Raw genomic sequence first — 15,894 nt, 5'->3', positions numbered from 1 at the left:
CCCCAGAGCCAATGCGTGCATCAATGACACGATTTATGGAGATATGGTGCAAAAAATGCAACACTTGGCGCCATGCCCCTGCTTCACGACACCCTGGATGACCGCCTGGACGCGCGCCGCACGCGTTACTTCATGCAGGTGCTCGACAGCGGCTCGGTGCGCGGCGCGGCCGACGTGCTGGGCATGGACCCGTCCGCGGTCAGCCGCGCCATCGGCCTGCTCGAGCGCGACTGCGGCATGCGGCTGCTGGAGCGGCGCGGCCGCGGCGTGGTGCCGACCGAGGCCGGCCAGCTGCTCGCCACCTACCTGCGCCGCCAGCACCGCCACCAGCAGCAGCTGATGGCGCAGTTCGAGAGCATCCAGAAGGTCGAGCTGGGCCACATCGGCATCAGCACGGGCGAGGGCTTCGTCGACTGGCTGATGCGCCACAGCCTGCGCCGCTTCATGCACGCCCACCCCGGCATCACCATCGACCTGACCGTGGGCGGCACGGACGAGATCGTGCGCGACGTGCTCGAAGAGCGGGCCTACATCGGCCTGCTGTTTCAGCCGCCGCGAGACGACCGGCTGCGCTCGCACCACAGCACGCCCATGCCGATTCAGGCGCTGGTGCACCACACGCACCCACTCACGCAGATCGGCCGGCCCCTGACGCTGAGCGACCTGCTGCCCTACCCCGGCGCGACGCTGCACCGCAGCTTTGGCGTGCGCCAGCACGTCGAGGCGGCCGAACTCAGCGAAGGGGTGCGCCTGCGCCACACGCTGGCCACCTCGTCGTTCAACGCCGTGTCGCACTTCGTGGCCGCCGGGCTGGGCTACACGCTGGGCACGCAGGTTTCGCTGTTCGCGGGGCTGGACCCCTCGCACGTGGTGGCGCTGCCCATGCAGAACCCCTTGCTGTCGCAAGGGCGCATCGAGGTCATCTCGCGCCACGGCCACGTGCTGCCCAAGGCCGCAACCACGCTGCTGCAGGCCCTGGTGGCCGACATCAGCCGGCGGCAATTTGGGTGAGCGTCCTCAACCCACGAGGCAGTATGACCCTGTTTCCGTTTTTCAATCATCGGCAGCATGACCATACTGCCCCATGATTCGTCAGCGTACCAAAGCCTTTTGGCGCGAGGCCAGCACGGCCGCCGCCAGCAGCAAGGCGGCCGACACCAGCAGCCCGCGCTGCAACCCGCCGGGACCATCGACGACCCAGCCCACCACCACGGGGCCGACGATCTGCCCCAGCGCGAACACGGTGGTGAAGGCGCTGATGCCCGCCGTCCAGGCCGCGGGCGGCAGGTTGTGCCGCACCAACGCCGTGGTGGACGCCACCACCGACAGGAACACGGCACCAAACACCAGGCCCGAGGCGAACACCACGGGCAGCGCGCGCGTCACGACCGGCAGCACGGTCACCACGGCCAGCACCGCGTTCAAGATGGCCAGCGACTCGCCCCCTTTGAAGTGATCGAGCATGCGCGCCCAGATGCGCGACGAGGCCAGCACCGCCAGGCCCAGCGCCGCGTAAAAGCCCGTGATCTGCGGGCCTGACAGGCCCTGCTCGCGCAGCAGCGCCACGATGAAGGTCATGTAGCCGATGTAGCCGGCGCCGAACAGGCCATAGCCCGCCAGGCCAAAGCAGACATCGCGCCACGCCAGCCCGGCCGGCACGCCGGCTCCGCCACCGGTCACGTCCGCCGCCAGCACCCGCGCGGGCCAGGCCAGCACACCGGCGGCGAGCAGGCAGGCCAGCCCCAGCCACCACCACGGCCATTGCCAGGTGTGCGCGGCCCCCTGGGCCTGCGCCAGGCCCATGGCCACCGGCACCAGCCAGGCCGACAGCGCAATGCCCAGACCCGTGCCGCCGTAATACAGCCCGATGAGGAAGCCGGCCTGGGCCGGCACCTGCGCCCCCAGCCGGGCGGCCAGCACGCCGCCCGTGATGAACACCCAGGCGCTGGCGGCGCCGGCCAGCACCCGCAGCCCCATCCAGGCGGCGGTCTCGGTGGTCCAGCCGGCCAGCAGCATGAACACCGCCGCCAGCACCATGCCCAGCATCAGCAGCCGCCAGACCCCCAGGCGCCGCACCAGCGCGGCGGTGGCCAGCGCGCCGACGAAGTAGCCCACGGCGTTGCCCGTGTTCATGGCGCCGGCCAGCAGGTAGGACCAGCCCAGGTCGTCGCGCATGGCCGGCAGCAGCAGCCCATAGGCAAAGCGCGTGATGCCCAGCGCCACGGCAGCCCCCAGCGAGAGCGCCAGGGCCAGGGCAAGCGGGTGACGGGGCATGTCGGACATGGGTGTCAGGGCGGTGGACAGCCAAAGCGAACCGGCGGACCACGAGGGGTGTGCGGAGGGATGCGCCGCGGGCTGCCGGCAGCGGCCAAAGTGTCGCACGCCTGCGACGGCGCAGGCGTTAGCATCTTCGCCGGGAGAACACACATGACCACCACCAACGCCGATGTCCTGCGCGACGATGCCCTGGACGCTTTCCTCGATCAGGTGATCGCCGTGGCGCGCGGCGACAACCTGAACCCGGGTGACGACGACGAACACCCCGAGCTGAACGAGGCGCAAGAGATCCAGGCCCGGGCCGATGCCTGCGCCCTGCTGAGTTCGCGAACCCTGGCCCCGGCGGACCTCTCCGTCCTCGAGCGTCTGTTCCGCATCTGGCTGTGGCTGGAGCAACCGGCCCGGGCGCAAGCGGCCATCGACGCGCACGAACCCGCGCTGCTGAGCGAGCGGCCACCGGGCGATCACCCGGACATCGTGGAAATGTGCGCCCTGTGGCGCGTGGAGGCTGCGGTGCAGCAAGCCGACACCCCGCCCGCGCAGCTGGCGGCGCTGTTCGAGGCCGCCGCGGACGGCATCGGTGCCGCCAGCCGCCAGCCGGACCGTCCCGAGCACCTCACCCGCCACCGCTGGTCCGGTCTGATGAACGACGCCCGCCTGGCCCGCCAAGCGGACATCCACGAGCGCTGTGCCCGCGAACTGCATGCCTTGCACGTGCAACTGCCGGAGCGCCAGGCCTGGCGCACCTACGACGACGCCGCGCTGCAGCTGAGCCTGGCCCTGACGGCAGAGCTGCGCGGCGAAGCGGCCCAGGCCCAGCAGCTCGCGCTCAAGGCCGCCCAGACCCTGGCCCACCCCGCTGCCGGGCAGGATGTGGACGAAGACGACTGGCTGCGGCTGGCTCCGGACCTGGTGCGGCTGGCGCCCGACACCCAGGCCCTGGTGGATGAACGGGCCCGGCAAGCCCTGGGGCCGAATCCCAACCCGGCGCGGCTGCGCGACCTGTCCGTGCGCCTGGCGCGCCTGCAGGCCACGTCGTGCTGGGCACAAGGCAATCGCGCGGGCGCCCTGGCCGCGGCGCGGCGCGGCCGGTTCCTGCTGACGAGCGACAACGACGATGCCTTCACCGTCACCCTGATGGACTGGCTCATGGCCTGCGACCAGGAGGCCGAGGCCGCCCGGCTGGCGCTGGATGCCTGCTGGAACCAGCGCGAACCGTCGGGGGCGCACGCGGTGACCCTCGCGCACCGGCAACTGGCCATCCCCAGCGACCACGCCGGCCTGTGGACCCTGGCGCTGGCCGCAGCGGCCTTCGAAGGCGATTTGAGCCCGCACGACCTGCAGACCCTGGGCCATGACGACGCCGACCAGGCCACACGCCACCTGATCAGCCATGCCAACGCGCTGCTGCCCAACCACCCGGCCCTGGCGGTGTTGGAAGGCCGCTTGCTGCGCCGCGAGGGTCAGCTCGCGCAAGCCCTGCCCAAGCTCGAACGCCTGCTCGACATCCCCGACCTGGCGAACTCGGACTGCGCCCTCGATCTCTGGTACACGCGCATGCAGGTGCTGGGCAGCGCGCAGGCGATGAACCAACGCTTCGTCGAAGCCAACAGCGGCAACTGGAGTTACGCGCTGGGCGTGACGCTGTCCGATCCCGACACAGTGATGGACCAGCTGGCGCTGACCGACGCCCAGCGCGAGGCCTTCCCCAGCGACGCGCTGGACGCCTTGAGCACGCGCTACTACGAGCGCGCGCTGATGCAGTTCGAGGCGTTCTTCGCCACCGGTGAGGGGCACGTGCGCGATGGCGACATCCACACCTACTCGATGAACTGCAACAACCTGGCCATCGCCTACCGCACGGGGACCGACCGCACCGAAGAGGCGCTGGCGCTGCACCGCAAAGGCCTGGCGGCCAGCCCCTTCGCCGAGCACAAGCTGGGCGCCATGTGGTGCCTGTACAAACTTGATCGCCATGCCGAGTTCGTCGAGGCCGCCGAGCAGCTGTGGCACTACGCGCAGGACCACGGCTTTGGCCGGCATGACCCCAACAGCTACTTCAGCAACGTGGCCTGGGCGCTGCAGCACATCAACCGCGGCCACGAGATCGAGATCTGGCTGGACCGGCTGCGGCAATGGCGCACCCAGCAGCCCGACAGCGAGCTGCAGGAGAACCGCCCCTGGCTGCTGGGCTGCGAGGCCTCCATGCTGGACTACCTGTACCGCAGCAAACCCGACGACGCCCTGGCGCGCATGCAGGCCATCCGCCCCGAGCTGATGGCCTGCGGCCGCACCTGGGGCCTGCGCCGCCTGGGCGATGGCCTGCTGGATGCCGGCCAGGCCCAGCTGGCCCTGGAAACCTACGAGCGCGCCGTCGCCGTGTTCGACCCCGAGCTCGACATGGAAGAAGCCCGCACCCATGCACTGAGCGCCATCGACAAGGCCCGGGAAGCGGTGCGCAAAGCCAAGCCCTTCTGGCGTCGCTGGCTGTGAACAGCCCGGCCTCACCGCGCCCCGCCGATGGGCCAGCCGGCGCGCAAACCTATGGCGCCCGCGACGTGGCGAACGCGCCCGACATCAAGGCGGCCATCGTGCGCCGCAGCGCCGCGCGCGGCGACAGCGCCGACGTGGCCGCGTGGCTGCGCAGCCACTTCTACCGCTTCGTCGTGGGCAACCTGCAGGCCGAGGCGCCCGCCATGCAGCGGCTGGACAGCTTGGACACGGCGCAGCGTCTTCTGGGGATCAACATCCCAGTATGGATCAAATCTCGTTTGCAAGACAACGGCAATTCGCCCATACCCCAGAGTAACATTCACTGGATCGACCCCGAATCGGCGCCGGTTCGCGAGGCGGAGCTGCGCCTGGTGGAGTTCCTGTCGACGCGCGCGGGCACGCCGCTGGCCGGCAAGCTCATGCGCGTCAACGCCCTGCAGGCGCTGGCGCAATGGGAGGCCGAGCACCAGGCCTTTGAAGCCCGGCAACTGGCGGGCTGGCGCAACCACCAGCCGCAGGCCATCCGCCTGCTCTGGCAGGCGCCCGAGGGCGGCGGCGCCTTCGTCGAGCTGCGGCCCGATTCGCCCCAGTTGCGGGAAGAGCTGGCCTACGAAAGCCAGTGCATGCGCCACTGCGTGGGCCAGTTCGGCAACCGGCGCAAACTCACCGGCGGCTATGGCGAGCACTACGCCGCCGCCTGCGAACAAGGCCGCATGCGCCTGTTCAGCTACCGCGCGGGGCCGGACCACAGCCAGCCCCGCATCACGCTCAGCGCACTGGTCAAGCCCGATGGCCGCCTCGAAGTCGAGCAGATCAAGGGCAAACAGAACCGCCCACCCGTGGCCAAGTACCACGCCGACGTGCTGGCCTTCCTGCAGTCGCTGAACACCTGCGAGGCCACGCCCCACGATGCGCTGGCCATCGACCTGGTGCGCCTGCCCAGCGGCTGGACCCGCGTCGCGGACGTCACCGGCGAGGCCGACCAACTCGCGCTGTTCGCGCGTCACCCGGACAAGCTGGCCCGCGTGATCGCGCCCAGCCCGCTGGTGCAGTGGCTGAGCGCAGCGCGCACGCCGGACCAGGTGCTGGCCCCGGCGGACGGCGCCCTGGCCCAAACCCTGCAGCTGGCGGGCGTGGTCGCGGCCCGAGCCGGAGCGCGTCCATGAAGTGGTGGATGTGGCTCTTCGTGGCCTCGGCCTGCGTGAAGCTGGGCGGTGGCGCAGGCCTGGTGGTGTTCGCGCTGCTGCTGGGGCTGGTCTACCTGCTGAAGTGGGCGCTTTCGCCCTGGCGCAAGCGCCGCGCCGCCCGGCGCAAGGCCGGCCGGACCGCCGACTACCGCCTGGCGCGCGACCGCAACCACGCCCTGGCGCTGGCCCACCCCATGGCCTTTCACGCGGTGGCGGGCGGCTTCGCCGACCGGCCGCTCATGCAGCTCGACGATGGCCTGGTGCAGTTGCTGCGCCCGCTCACGCTGCACCATTTCGGCCTGCGCACCGACCTGTCGGAGTCGGCCATCCACCAGCAGCTGCCTCGCCTCGTGAAAACGCGCTGGTTCAGCCAGGACCTGGACCAGCTCACGCCGGCGGACGCCCCGCGCGACGCCATGGCCTTTGCCTGCGCCCGCGCGGCGTTCTTCGTGCGCTGTGCCGCGCTGCTGGGCTGGATCGACGAAGCGCTGCAGTGGGAGGTGCTGGCGCTCAATGCCTCACGCGCGCGGGACTGCTTCAGCAGCTGGGACGACTTCGCGCACGCCTACGTGCGCGGCCGCAACCAATGGGTGGACGCCGGCCGCAGCGATGCGCTGGGCCACCGCATCCAGGACGCCGACCTCGCCAAGTGGCTGCAAGCAGGCTGGCACCCGTGGGGCAAATGGCGCTGGGATGAGGGCCGGTAGGCCTTGCGCGGTCCCGTCCGCCAACGCTCACCTCACCTCTTGAAGCGGTGAAGGGACGAGACCTCATCCGCCATCCGCGAACACGGTGCGCGCGCCGGTGAAGCGCTGCGCGAAATAGCGATCGGTGAGGTTTTGCAGGCGCACGGTGCCACCGGTGGATGGCGCATGCACGAATTTGCCATCGCCCACGTAGATGCCCATGTGCGAAAAGCGCGCGCCCGAGGTGTTGAAAAACACCAGGTCGCCGCGCTGGAGCGCCGCGTTGTCGATGGGCCGGCTGGCGGCCGCCCACTGCGCGGTGGTGCGGGGCAGCCGCTTGTTGCCTTCGGCGCTCATCACGTAGTGCACCAGGCCGCTGCAGTCAAAGCCGCCATCGGGGTTGTTGCCCCCATAGGTGTAGGGTGTGTTGATGACCAGCAGCGCCCGGGCCAGCGCCCCTTCCCGGCTGTTTGGGTTGAGGGCCAGCGGCGTCCCGCTGGGCGGCACCGGGCTGGCCTGGCGCAACGGCGCACTGGCCGTGCGGCCAGACCCGCTCGACGACGACGCACTGGGCGAGCGGTGAGGCGGACTGCTGCAGGCCGCCAGCAAGGTCGCGCTGGCCACGGCCGTCCAGCCCAGCAGGCGCCGGCGCGAGGGCACGGCTGCGGTCGCCGCGCTCACCGTCGACACCCCCGCTTCGCTGGCCCGGCCCAGGCTGGCCGGGCGCATGTGCCCTGGATGCGCTTCATCCACCATCCCCATGCTTCACCTCTTGCATTCAAAATATCATCTAACTCGCTGATTCAGACGATATTTTGCGTCAATTTGATGAATGAGGCCAACCTGCTGACGCGGCTGGGCCGGCGTGGCCGCCCAAATCCGTCACCTGGCCGGGGCGTCCGCCAGGCTCAGCGTGCGGCGCGGCGCGTGCGCACCGCGTCGGCCAGGCCTTCCAGCAAGCGGACCGAATCGTCCCAGCCCAGGCAGGCATCGGTGATGCTCTGGCCATAGGTGAGCTTGGCCACCTCGTCCTGCCCCGGCGTGAACTTCTGGGCGCCGGCTGCGATGTGGCTTTCGACCATGACGCCGAAGATCTGCTGCGAGCCACCGGCGATCTGGCGGCCGATGTCGGCGGCCACGTCCAGCTGCTTCTCGTGCTGCTTGCTCGAGTTGGCGTGGCTGCAGTCGATCATCAGCTTGGTCGGCAGCTTGGCGGCCTGCAGGTCGGTGCATGCGGCGGTCACGTGCTCGGCATCGTAGTTGGGCGTCTTGCCGCCGCGCAGGATGACGTGGCAATCCGGGTTGCCCTTGGTGTGGACGATGGCCACCTGACCGTTCTTCTGCACCGACAGGAAGTGGTGGCCGCGTGCGGCGGCCTGGATGGCGTCGGTCGCGATCTTGATGTTGCCATCGGTGCCGTTCTTGAAGCCGATGGGCGCCGACAGGCCAGAAGCCAGTTCGCGGTGGATCTGGCTCTCGGTGGTGCGCGCACCGATGGCGCCCCACGAGATCAGGTCGCCGATGTACTGCGGCGAGATGACGTCGAGGAACTCGCTGCCCGCGGGCAGGCCCAGGCGGTTGATGTCGATCAGCAACTGGCGTGCGATGCGCAGGCCTTCGTCGATGCGGAAGCTGCCATCCAGGTAAGGGTCGTTGATCAGGCCTTTCCAGCCCACGGTGGTGCGCGGTTTTTCGAAGTACACGCGCATGACGACCTCCAGTGTGTCGGCAAAGCGCTGGCGCAGCGGCAGCAGGCGTTTCGCGTAGTCGATGGCCGCCTCGGGGTCGTGGATGGAGCAAGGACCGATCACCACCAGCAGGCGATCGTCTTCGCCCTTCAGGATGCGGCCGATGCTGCCCCGGGTGTCGCGCACCAGGTTTTCGACGGCGGTGCCGCGAATCGGGAAGAAGCGAATCAAGTGGTCAGGAGGCGGGAGCACGGTGATGTCTTTGATGCGTTGGTCGTCGGTCTGGCTCGTTTGCAGCGGTGCGTGTTGCCAAGCATCGATATAGGGGTTGGTGCTCATCGTGCGGTCCTTGTGAAGGGAGGGAAGAGGTGGGGTTCGGAATCGGGTCGAAAAAAAACCGCCGGTCTTGCGGATCCGGCGGTTTGAGGGAATTTGGTGTTGCGTTTACGCGCGCAGCTTCCGTCCGCCGGATTCCGGGAACCAAAAGTAAAAGTAAAACGAAGCGGCGGCGCGAGACATGGCAGTCACTGTAGCACAGGCTCGGCGTCGCCATGGGGCCGGTGTCACCCAGGCGCAACGGCCCGCGGGCCGGCGCCAAATCACGCTCAGCCCAGCACGAAGCGGTTGACGCGGTAGCCGCTCAACCAGAAGCGCCCCATCCAGGACATGGCCGTCAGCAGCATTGGCCAGGGCCACGGCGCGCGCATCAGGATGTCGGGCCCACAGGCGTCCAGCGTGCGCGATTGCTGCAGGTGAAGCCCTTGCCCGGCCAGGGCGGCCGGGTCGTCGCAAGCCCATTGGAACCAGCAACCCGGCGACAGGTGCCGCATGGCATCGTGCCAGCCCTGGCTGGCCACCACCCAGGGCGCAATGCTGTCCATGACGAGGTCGGCCCCGGGCCAACGCGCCGCCAGGGTCTGCAAGGCCGCCAGGGCCTGGGCTTCGGGCAGGTAGATCAGCGACGCTTCGGCCACGAAGCAATGCGGCCCCGCGTCCAGCGCCAGGCACTCGTGCCAGTCGGCCTGGCGCAAGTCCACGGCCACCATGCGGCGGCGGTCGCTGGTTTCAAAGAAGCGCTGGCGCCAGGCGATGACCTCGGGCAGATCGGCTTCGACCCAGCGGGCGCGGCCCTGGTGCAGGCGCTCATGGCGCGTGTTCATGCCGCAGCCCAGCTCGACCACCGTGCCCTCGGGGTGGGCGGCCAGAAAGCGCCGCACCTCCTGGTCGAACATCAGCGTGCGGATGGTGCAGGCCGTGAGGCTGGACGCGTGGCGCCATTTGCCGAAGTCGTAGTCCAGCGAAGCCACGATCTCCTGCGCCTTGGGGTCGCGGATCAGGCCGTGGCGGCGCTCGCTTTCGAGCGCCCGCCCCAGCAGCGGGATCAGCATGGTTTCCTGCGCGGTGCCCAGGCGAATCGGGTCGGATGCGGTCGTCGCTGCCTGCATGCTTGTCTCCTGGCGCCTCAGAAACCGGCGGGGTGCGGCGGGGCGTGCCCCATCGTAGCCAGATCGGCTCACACGAGCACGTTGGCGTGACGTTGTGAGCCAGGCGCTTGACCCAGCGCAAACCGCCGCAGCCCTTGTCCCCGTCACCCGGCCGACCCGGACCTGGCCATGCCCCAGCTAGACGCCAAGGACAGCCCAGGCTGCACCTCACAGCACAATCGCCAACCTATTGATCAGCAGTATGCCCCACTCTCCGTTCATTTTTAAATGGCAATCAGGGCATACCCTGTATTTTTTACACCACCGGGCCGCCATGCGGCAGGCGCACGTCAGGCGGTGCCGCCCACCGTCATGCCGTCGATGCGCAGCGTGGGCTGGCCCACGCCCACGGGCACACTCTGGCCCTCTTTGCCGCAGGTGCCCACGCCGGTGTCCAGCGACATGTCGTTGCCGATCATGGTGATGCGCTTGAGCGCCTCGGGGCCATTGCCCACCAGCGTGGCGCCCTTGACGGGGTAGAGGATCTTGCCGTTTTCGACCCAGTACGCCTCGCTGGCCGAGAAGGTGAACTTGCCGCTGGTGATGTCGACCTGTCCGCCGCCAAAGTTGGTGGCGTACAGGCCCTTCTTGATGCTGGCGACGATCTCGGCCGGGTCCTTGTCGCCGCCCAGCATGTAGGTGTTGGTCATGCGCGGCATGGGCACGTGGGCGTAGCTTTCACGCCGGCCGTTGCCGGTGGGTTTCACGCCCATCAGGCGCGCGTTCATGCTGTCTTGCATGTAGCCGCGCAGGATGCCGTCTTCGATCAGCACATTGGCCTGCGTCACGTTGCCTTCGTCGTCCACGTTCAGGCTGCCGCGGCGATCGGCGAGGGTGCCGTCATCCAGCACCGTCACGCCCTTGGCGGCCACGCGCTTGCCGATCATGCCGGTGAAGGCGCTGGCGCCCTTGCGGTTGAAGTCACCTTCCAAGCCATGGCCGATGGCCTCGTGCAGCAGCACGCCCGGCCAGCCCGGGCCCAGCACCACGGTCAGCTCACCGGCCGGCGCGGGGCGCGAGTCCAGGTTGGTCAGCGCGGCGTGCACGGCGTGGTCCACGTAGTCCTGCACGAGTGCGTCGTCGAAATGATCCAGCCCGAAGCGGCCACCGCCGCCGGCCGAGCCCACCTCGCGGCGACCGTTCTGCTCGGCGATCACGGTCAGCGACAGGCGCACCAGCGGGCGCACATCGGCCGCCAGCACACCACCGCGCCGCGCCACCAGCACCACGTCGTACTCCATGGCCAGACCGGCCATGACCTGCACGATGCGCGGGTCCTTGGCGCGGGCTCGCTGCTCCACGTCTTCAAGCAGCTTGACCTTGGCCGTGCTGTCCAGCGTGGCGATGGGGTCGAGCTGCGGGTACAGCCGCCGGCTGGTGGCCAGCTTGGACGTGGCCCCGACCTTGGCGCGGCGCGACTGGCCTTGCACGCCGATGCTGCGCACGGTGCGGGCCGCGTCCATCAGCGAGTCCAGCGAAATGTCGTCGGAGTAGGCAAACGCCGTTTTCTCGCCCGACACGGCGCGCACGCCCACGCCCTGGTCGATGCTGAAGCTGCCCGTCTTGACGATGCCCTCCTCCAGGCTCCAGCCCTCGGCGCGCGTGTACTGGAAGTAGAGGTCGGCCTCGTCGACACGGTGCTCGGCAATGTGGGCCAGCACGCGGTGCAGGTGGGCCTCATCGAGGCCGAAAGGCTCGAGCAGCAGGGCACGCGCCGTGGCCAGGCGCTCGATGGTGGGTTCGCGTGAAATCATGGGCTGATTTTAGGCAGTGCACCCAAGTCCCTGGCGCGTGCGGTCAGAACAGCTTGGACAGGTTGTAGGCGCTCAGCCCCGAAATCAGCACCCCCACGATGACCAGCAGCAGCTTGGTCGGTGCATGGCGCGTCAGCAGGGCCGCGAGCGGCGCGGCGAACAGGCCACCGAACACCAGGCCCGCGATCACGGTCCAGTGCGTGAGGCCGCCCAGCAGCGTGAACGACAGCCCCGTGCTGATGGCGATGAAGAACTCCGCCGCGTTGACCGAGCCGATCGTGGTGCGCGGGTCGTGACCGCCGCCGATCAGCGAGGTAGTCACCACCGGCCCCCAGCCACCGCCACCCACGGCGTCGACGAAACCGCCGGTCAAGGCCAGCGGCGCCACGTACTTGGGCGGGTCGGTCTTCACGCGCAGCGTGCGCCAGACCTTGGACAGGATGTACAGGCCGATCAGCAGCAGGTAGACCGAGATGATGGGCTTGAGGATGCTGGCGTCGATCGAGGTGAGGATGTATGCGCCCACCAGGCCGCCGATCACACCCGGGATCACCAGGCGCTTGAACAGCGCCTTGTTCACGTTGCCCAGCTTGAAATGCGACAGCCCCGAGAAGCCCGTGGTGAAGATTTCGGCGATGTGGACCGAGGCCGAGGCCGCCGCCGGCGGCACGCCGGTCGACAGCAGGAAGGTGGTGGAGGTCACGCCATAGGCCATGCCCAGGGCGCCGTCGACGACCTGCGCGCCCAGGCCCACGGCCGCTGCCGTCCAGAAGCCCCGCGAGCTCAGGCCCTCGCCCAGGGCCTGCCAAGTGGACGCCAGCCAGGCGCTGTTCACGTGGGCCTGCGAGAGTCCCGCGGCCAGCGCCACCACCGCCAGCACGGGCAAAGCCCACAGCAGCCAGCGATGGCGGCGCGCCGCCTCTGAAGAAACCGCTGTCGCGGTCGTGATCGAAGTGTCGGTTGTCATGTGTGTGCGCTCCCTTGAATTGCGGCCGCCACCGGTTTGGTGGGTCACCGTGGAGCGCGATTCTGGGAAGGCGGGGCCCGCGCGAAAACGAATGAATTCGCTGGACGCCGAACAGTCTTCGCATAAGCCCGGGCGCCGGCGCGCCGTCTCCCACGTGGCAGGCCGCGCGCGTGACATCGCGTATTCCCCATGCGGCGCCAAGCACAAACTGCGCACCATCTGAGCCGCGTGCCGAAGCAGTCGGATCCGGCGTGCATCCGCAAACCCGGTTTCAACGAGGAGACGACGTGAACCCTTCGCCCCGCTTGTCCCGACGCACGCTGCTGGCCAGTGCGGCCTCCGCCGCCGGCCTGGCCGCGCAACCCGCCGCCGCCCAGACCTTCCCCAGCGCCCCGATCCGGCTCATCGTGCCCCGCCGGGCGGGGGCACCGACAACATCGCGCGCGTGCTGCAACAGCCCCTGGCGCAGGAGCTGGGGCAGCCCGTCATCATCGAAAACAAGCCCGGTGCGTCCGGCATCATCGGCACCGATCAGCTGGCCAAATCAGCCCCCGACGGCCACACCCTGTTGGTCGGCATCACCTCGTTTCTGCTGGTCAACAAATTCCTCTACAGCAAGATGCCGCTGGACCTGGAGAAAGACCTGGCGCGGCTGTACCGGGTGTCGGACACCGGCGTCGTGCTGACCGTGAACGCGGCCCTGCCCGTCAAGACCCTGGGCGACCTGTTCAAGTACATCGAGGCCAACCGCGGGAAACTCTCGTTCGGCTCGTATGGCCTGGGCTCTTACCCTCACCTGGCGGGCGAGCGCATCAACCAGCTCACCCAGGGCGGGCTGGCCCACGCGGCCTACAAGGGCGAGGCGCCCATGATCCAGGCCATGCTGGCGCGCGACATCGACTTCGGCTGGTCCAGCGTGCAGCCGCTGCAGCAGCACAGCGAACGCCTGCGGCCGCTGGCCGTCACGGGGCCCAAGCGGCTGGTGGCCGCCAGCCACATCCCGACCTTCGCCGAAGCGGGCGTGCCCGACGAGGCCTTCGCCATCCTGGGCTGGGTGGGCATCGTGGTGCCGGGCAAAACACCCGATGCCATCAAGCAGACGCTGTCCCAGGCCATCGCCAAGGTGTTGAGCACCCCCAGCATCAACAAGCGCATGCTGGACATGGGCTACCCCGCCGTGACGGACAGCACGCCCCAGCAGTACGAGGCGCTCTACCAGAAGGACATGGGCAAATGGGCCAAGCTGGTGCAGTCAGTGGGCGTGAAGCTCGACTGAGCTGCGCGGCCGGCCTGCAGCGAAGCCGGCCAGGTCCGCGCGGCAGGCCGGTCTGCTTGGCCGAAGCCCTGGCCTGCGGGCCATGGTGAGGACGCAAGGGGTGCAGTCGCTGGTCGTGGTCGGCCCACCAGAAAATGGTGGGCAGTATGGTGCCATTGCCGTTGTTGAGAAAACGGCAATGACCCCATACCCCCATTGATGAAGACAACCAAGGGGCCGCCACACGCACCGGCGAGGCGCGCTGCCCGGCCTACAGCGGCGAGCGCGCCTTGGGCTCGCGGTCGCGGGCGATGGACATCAGCAGCCCCAGGCCCAGGCCCAGCGTGACCATGGCCGTGCCGCCATAGCTGATGAACGGCAGCGGCACGCCCACCACGGGCAGGATGCCGCTCACCATGCCCATGTTGACGAAGGCATAGGTGAAAAACATGGTCGCCATGCCCCCCGCCAGCAAGCGCCCGAACACGGTGCTGGCCCGCGCGCCGATCACCAGGGCGCGGAACACCAGGAACAGGAAGCCGCCGATCAGGATGAGGTTGCCCACGAGGCCGAACTCCTCGGAATAGGCGGCAAAGATGAAATCGGTGGTGCGCTCGGGGATGAACTCCAGGTGCGTCTGCGTGCCCTGCATGAAGCCCTTGCCGTGCAACCCGCCCGAGCCGATCGCGATCATGCCCTGCAGGGTGTGAAAGCCTTTGTTGAGGGGGTCGCGGCGTGGGTCGAGCAAGGTGCACACGCGCTGCTGCTGGTACTCGTGCAGCACCGGCCAGCGCACGCCTTCGGCGCACAGCTGCTCCTCGCTGGAGACGACGGCCACGATGCCGACGGCTGCGATCAGCACCGGCGGGATCACCAGCCGCCAGGGCAGCCCGGCGAAGAAGATCACCGCCAGGCCGGCCCCCATCACCAGCAACGCGGTGCCCAGGTCGGGCTGCTCCATGATCAGCCCCACCGGCAGCATCAGCAGCGCAAACGCGCCCAAAAATGTGGGCCAGCGCGCCATGCCGTCGCGCCACTGGAACCACCAGGCCAGCATGAGCGGCACGGCGATCTTGGACAGCTCGCTGGGCTGCACCACCACGCCCAGGTTCACCCAGCGCTGCGCCCCCTTTTTGGTGATGCCAAACAGCGCCACGAGGATGAGCAACACCACGGCCGTCACGTAGATGGGCACCGCCAGGGCGGCCAGCCGCTGCGGCGGCACCTGCGACACCACGATCAGGATGCCGGCTGCCAGCAGCATGTTGCGGCCATGGTCGACAAAGCGCGTGCCATGGTCGAAGCCCGACGAGTACATGGCCACCAGCCCCACCGTGCACAGCAGGGCCAGGGCCAGCAGCAACACCAGGTCGTAACCGCGCACCAGCGGCCAGAGGCGCTGCCAAAGGGTGGGTTTGTCGAGCACCACAGACATAAGGCGCCGATTATCTCGCTGCGGCGCGCCCAACTTGGGGAGAATGTCCCCATGAACCCCGACCTGCCGGCCCTGGCCCCCATCACCCACCTGCTTTACCTGCACGGTTTCCGCTCGTCGCCGCAGTCGAACAAGGCGCGCCAGATGGCGGCCTGGATGCAGGCCCACCACCCGGAAGTGCACTGGTGGTGCCCGCAGCTGCCGCCCTCGCCGGCCGCAGCCGCCGCCCTGATCGACCAGGGCACGCGCGACTGGCCGGCGCCGCGCATGGCCGTCATGGGCTCGTCGCTGGGCGGCTTCTACGCCACCTGGCTGGCGCAGCGGCGTGGCTGCCGCGCCGCGCTCATCAACCCCGCCGTGCAGCCCGAGCGCGACCTCGCTCGGCACCTGGGCACCCAATCGGCCTGGCACGACCCCGCGCAACAGTTCGACTTCACGGCCGAGCACCTGCGGGAACTCGAGGCCCTGCAGGTGGGTCCCTTGGTGCAGCCCGAGCAGCTGCTGGCCATCATCGCCCAGGGCGACGAGGTACTGGACTGGCGCGAGATGACGGCGCGCTACCCCGGCAGCCCGCAGGTCGTCGTGGCGGGCGGTGACCACGCCCTGAGCGACTTCGAGCCCCACCTGCCCACCCTGGCCCGATTCTTCGGCCTGACCCCGCCCTGACA

The 15,894-nt window shown here is 69.1% G+C and carries 13 protein-coding genes; 6 read left to right on the top strand and 7 right to left on the bottom strand.

Translation table 11 applies throughout. The features are described from left to right. Positions 1 to 72: 72 nt before the first annotated feature. The gene (locus CCO03_RS03170) at positions 73 to 1,011 is read left to right on the top strand and encodes a LysR family transcriptional regulator (protein WP_236904011.1); all 939 of its coding nucleotides are present in this window, start codon (positions 73 to 75) and stop codon (positions 1,009 to 1,011) included. An 81-nt stretch (positions 1,012 to 1,092) separates the two neighbouring features. Here CCO03_RS03170 and CCO03_RS03165 read toward each other — a convergent pair whose 3' ends face one another. Further along, positions 1,093 to 2,283, bottom strand: coding sequence for a YbfB/YjiJ family MFS transporter (locus CCO03_RS03165; protein WP_087277160.1), 1,191 nt, complete (start codon positions 2,281 to 2,283; stop codon positions 1,093 to 1,095). A 144-nt stretch (positions 2,284 to 2,427) separates the two neighbouring features. On the opposite strand from CCO03_RS03165, the gene CCO03_RS03160 reads away from it, so the two are divergent. Genes CCO03_RS03160 through CCO03_RS03150 form a run of 3 tightly spaced genes read left to right on the top strand, consistent with a single transcriptional unit; the run spans position 2,428 to position 6,664 of the window. Continuing rightward, a complete protein-coding gene (locus CCO03_RS03160) occupies positions 2,428 to 4,770 on the top strand; it encodes a hypothetical protein (RefSeq protein WP_087277157.1) in 2,343 nt (780 codons plus the stop codon). Beyond that, positions 4,767 to 5,936, top strand: a complete 1,170-nt coding sequence (locus CCO03_RS03155) for a hypothetical protein (RefSeq protein WP_087277154.1) — start codon at positions 4,767 to 4,769, stop codon at positions 5,934 to 5,936. Before CCO03_RS03160 ends, CCO03_RS03155 begins: the two co-directional genes overlap by 4 nt. After that, positions 5,933 to 6,664, top strand: coding sequence for a DUF1266 domain-containing protein (locus CCO03_RS03150; RefSeq protein ID WP_205690356.1), 732 nt, complete (start codon positions 5,933 to 5,935; stop codon positions 6,662 to 6,664). The genes CCO03_RS03155 and CCO03_RS03150 overlap by 4 nt, the downstream gene beginning before the upstream one ends. A 63-nt stretch (positions 6,665 to 6,727) precedes the next feature. Here CCO03_RS03150 and CCO03_RS03145 read toward each other — a convergent pair whose 3' ends face one another. From CCO03_RS03145 to CCO03_RS03125, 5 genes are all read right to left on the bottom strand, one after another. Further along, complete coding sequence (locus CCO03_RS03145; RefSeq protein ID WP_087284069.1) at positions 6,728 to 7,372, bottom strand: C40 family peptidase; 645 nt, start codon at positions 7,370 to 7,372, stop codon at positions 6,728 to 6,730. 179 nt (positions 7,373 to 7,551) lie between these two features. After that, positions 7,552 to 8,670 (bottom strand): 3-deoxy-7-phosphoheptulonate synthase, encoded by a 1,119-nt coding sequence (locus CCO03_RS03140; protein WP_087277151.1) that lies wholly within the window; start codon positions 8,668 to 8,670, stop codon positions 7,552 to 7,554. 266 nt (positions 8,671 to 8,936) lie between these two features. Further along, positions 8,937 to 9,776, bottom strand: a complete 840-nt coding sequence (locus CCO03_RS03135) for a class I SAM-dependent methyltransferase (protein WP_087277149.1) — start codon at positions 9,774 to 9,776, stop codon at positions 8,937 to 8,939. 329 nt (positions 9,777 to 10,105) lie between these two features. Beyond that, complete coding sequence (tldD, locus tag CCO03_RS03130; RefSeq protein WP_087277146.1) at positions 10,106 to 11,569, bottom strand: metalloprotease TldD; 1,464 nt, start codon at positions 11,567 to 11,569, stop codon at positions 10,106 to 10,108. A gap of 43 nt (positions 11,570 to 11,612) precedes the next feature. Next, positions 11,613 to 12,536, bottom strand: coding sequence for a sulfite exporter TauE/SafE family protein (locus tag CCO03_RS03125; protein ID WP_087277143.1), 924 nt, complete (start codon positions 12,534 to 12,536; stop codon positions 11,613 to 11,615). A 445-nt stretch (positions 12,537 to 12,981) separates the two neighbouring features. Between CCO03_RS03125 and CCO03_RS03120 the strand changes: the two genes are divergently transcribed. After that, positions 12,982 to 13,812, top strand: a complete 831-nt coding sequence (locus CCO03_RS03120) for a Bug family tripartite tricarboxylate transporter substrate binding protein (RefSeq protein WP_157667472.1) — start codon at positions 12,982 to 12,984, stop codon at positions 13,810 to 13,812. A gap of 250 nt (positions 13,813 to 14,062) precedes the next feature. On the opposite strand, the gene rodA is transcribed toward CCO03_RS03120, so the two are convergent. Further along, positions 14,063 to 15,226, bottom strand: coding sequence for a rod shape-determining protein RodA (gene rodA, locus CCO03_RS03115; protein ID WP_087277137.1), 1,164 nt, complete (start codon positions 15,224 to 15,226; stop codon positions 14,063 to 14,065). 51 nt (positions 15,227 to 15,277) lie between these two features. Here rodA and CCO03_RS03110 point away from each other — a divergent pair, with 51 nt between their 5' ends. Beyond that, the gene (locus CCO03_RS03110) at positions 15,278 to 15,892 is read left to right on the top strand and encodes a YqiA/YcfP family alpha/beta fold hydrolase (RefSeq protein WP_087277134.1); all 615 of its coding nucleotides are present in this window, start codon (positions 15,278 to 15,280) and stop codon (positions 15,890 to 15,892) included. The last annotated feature ends 2 nt before the right edge of the window (positions 15,893 to 15,894 follow it).

Origin of the sequence: Comamonas serinivorans, assembly GCF_002158865.1 — a bacterium.
In the GTDB taxonomy this organism is placed as follows: Bacteria; Pseudomonadota; Gammaproteobacteria; order Burkholderiales; family Burkholderiaceae_C; genus Comamonas_E; species Comamonas_E serinivorans.
Note: the sequence above shows the minus strand (reverse complement) of the source record. Positions and strands in the feature narration are given on the sequence as shown.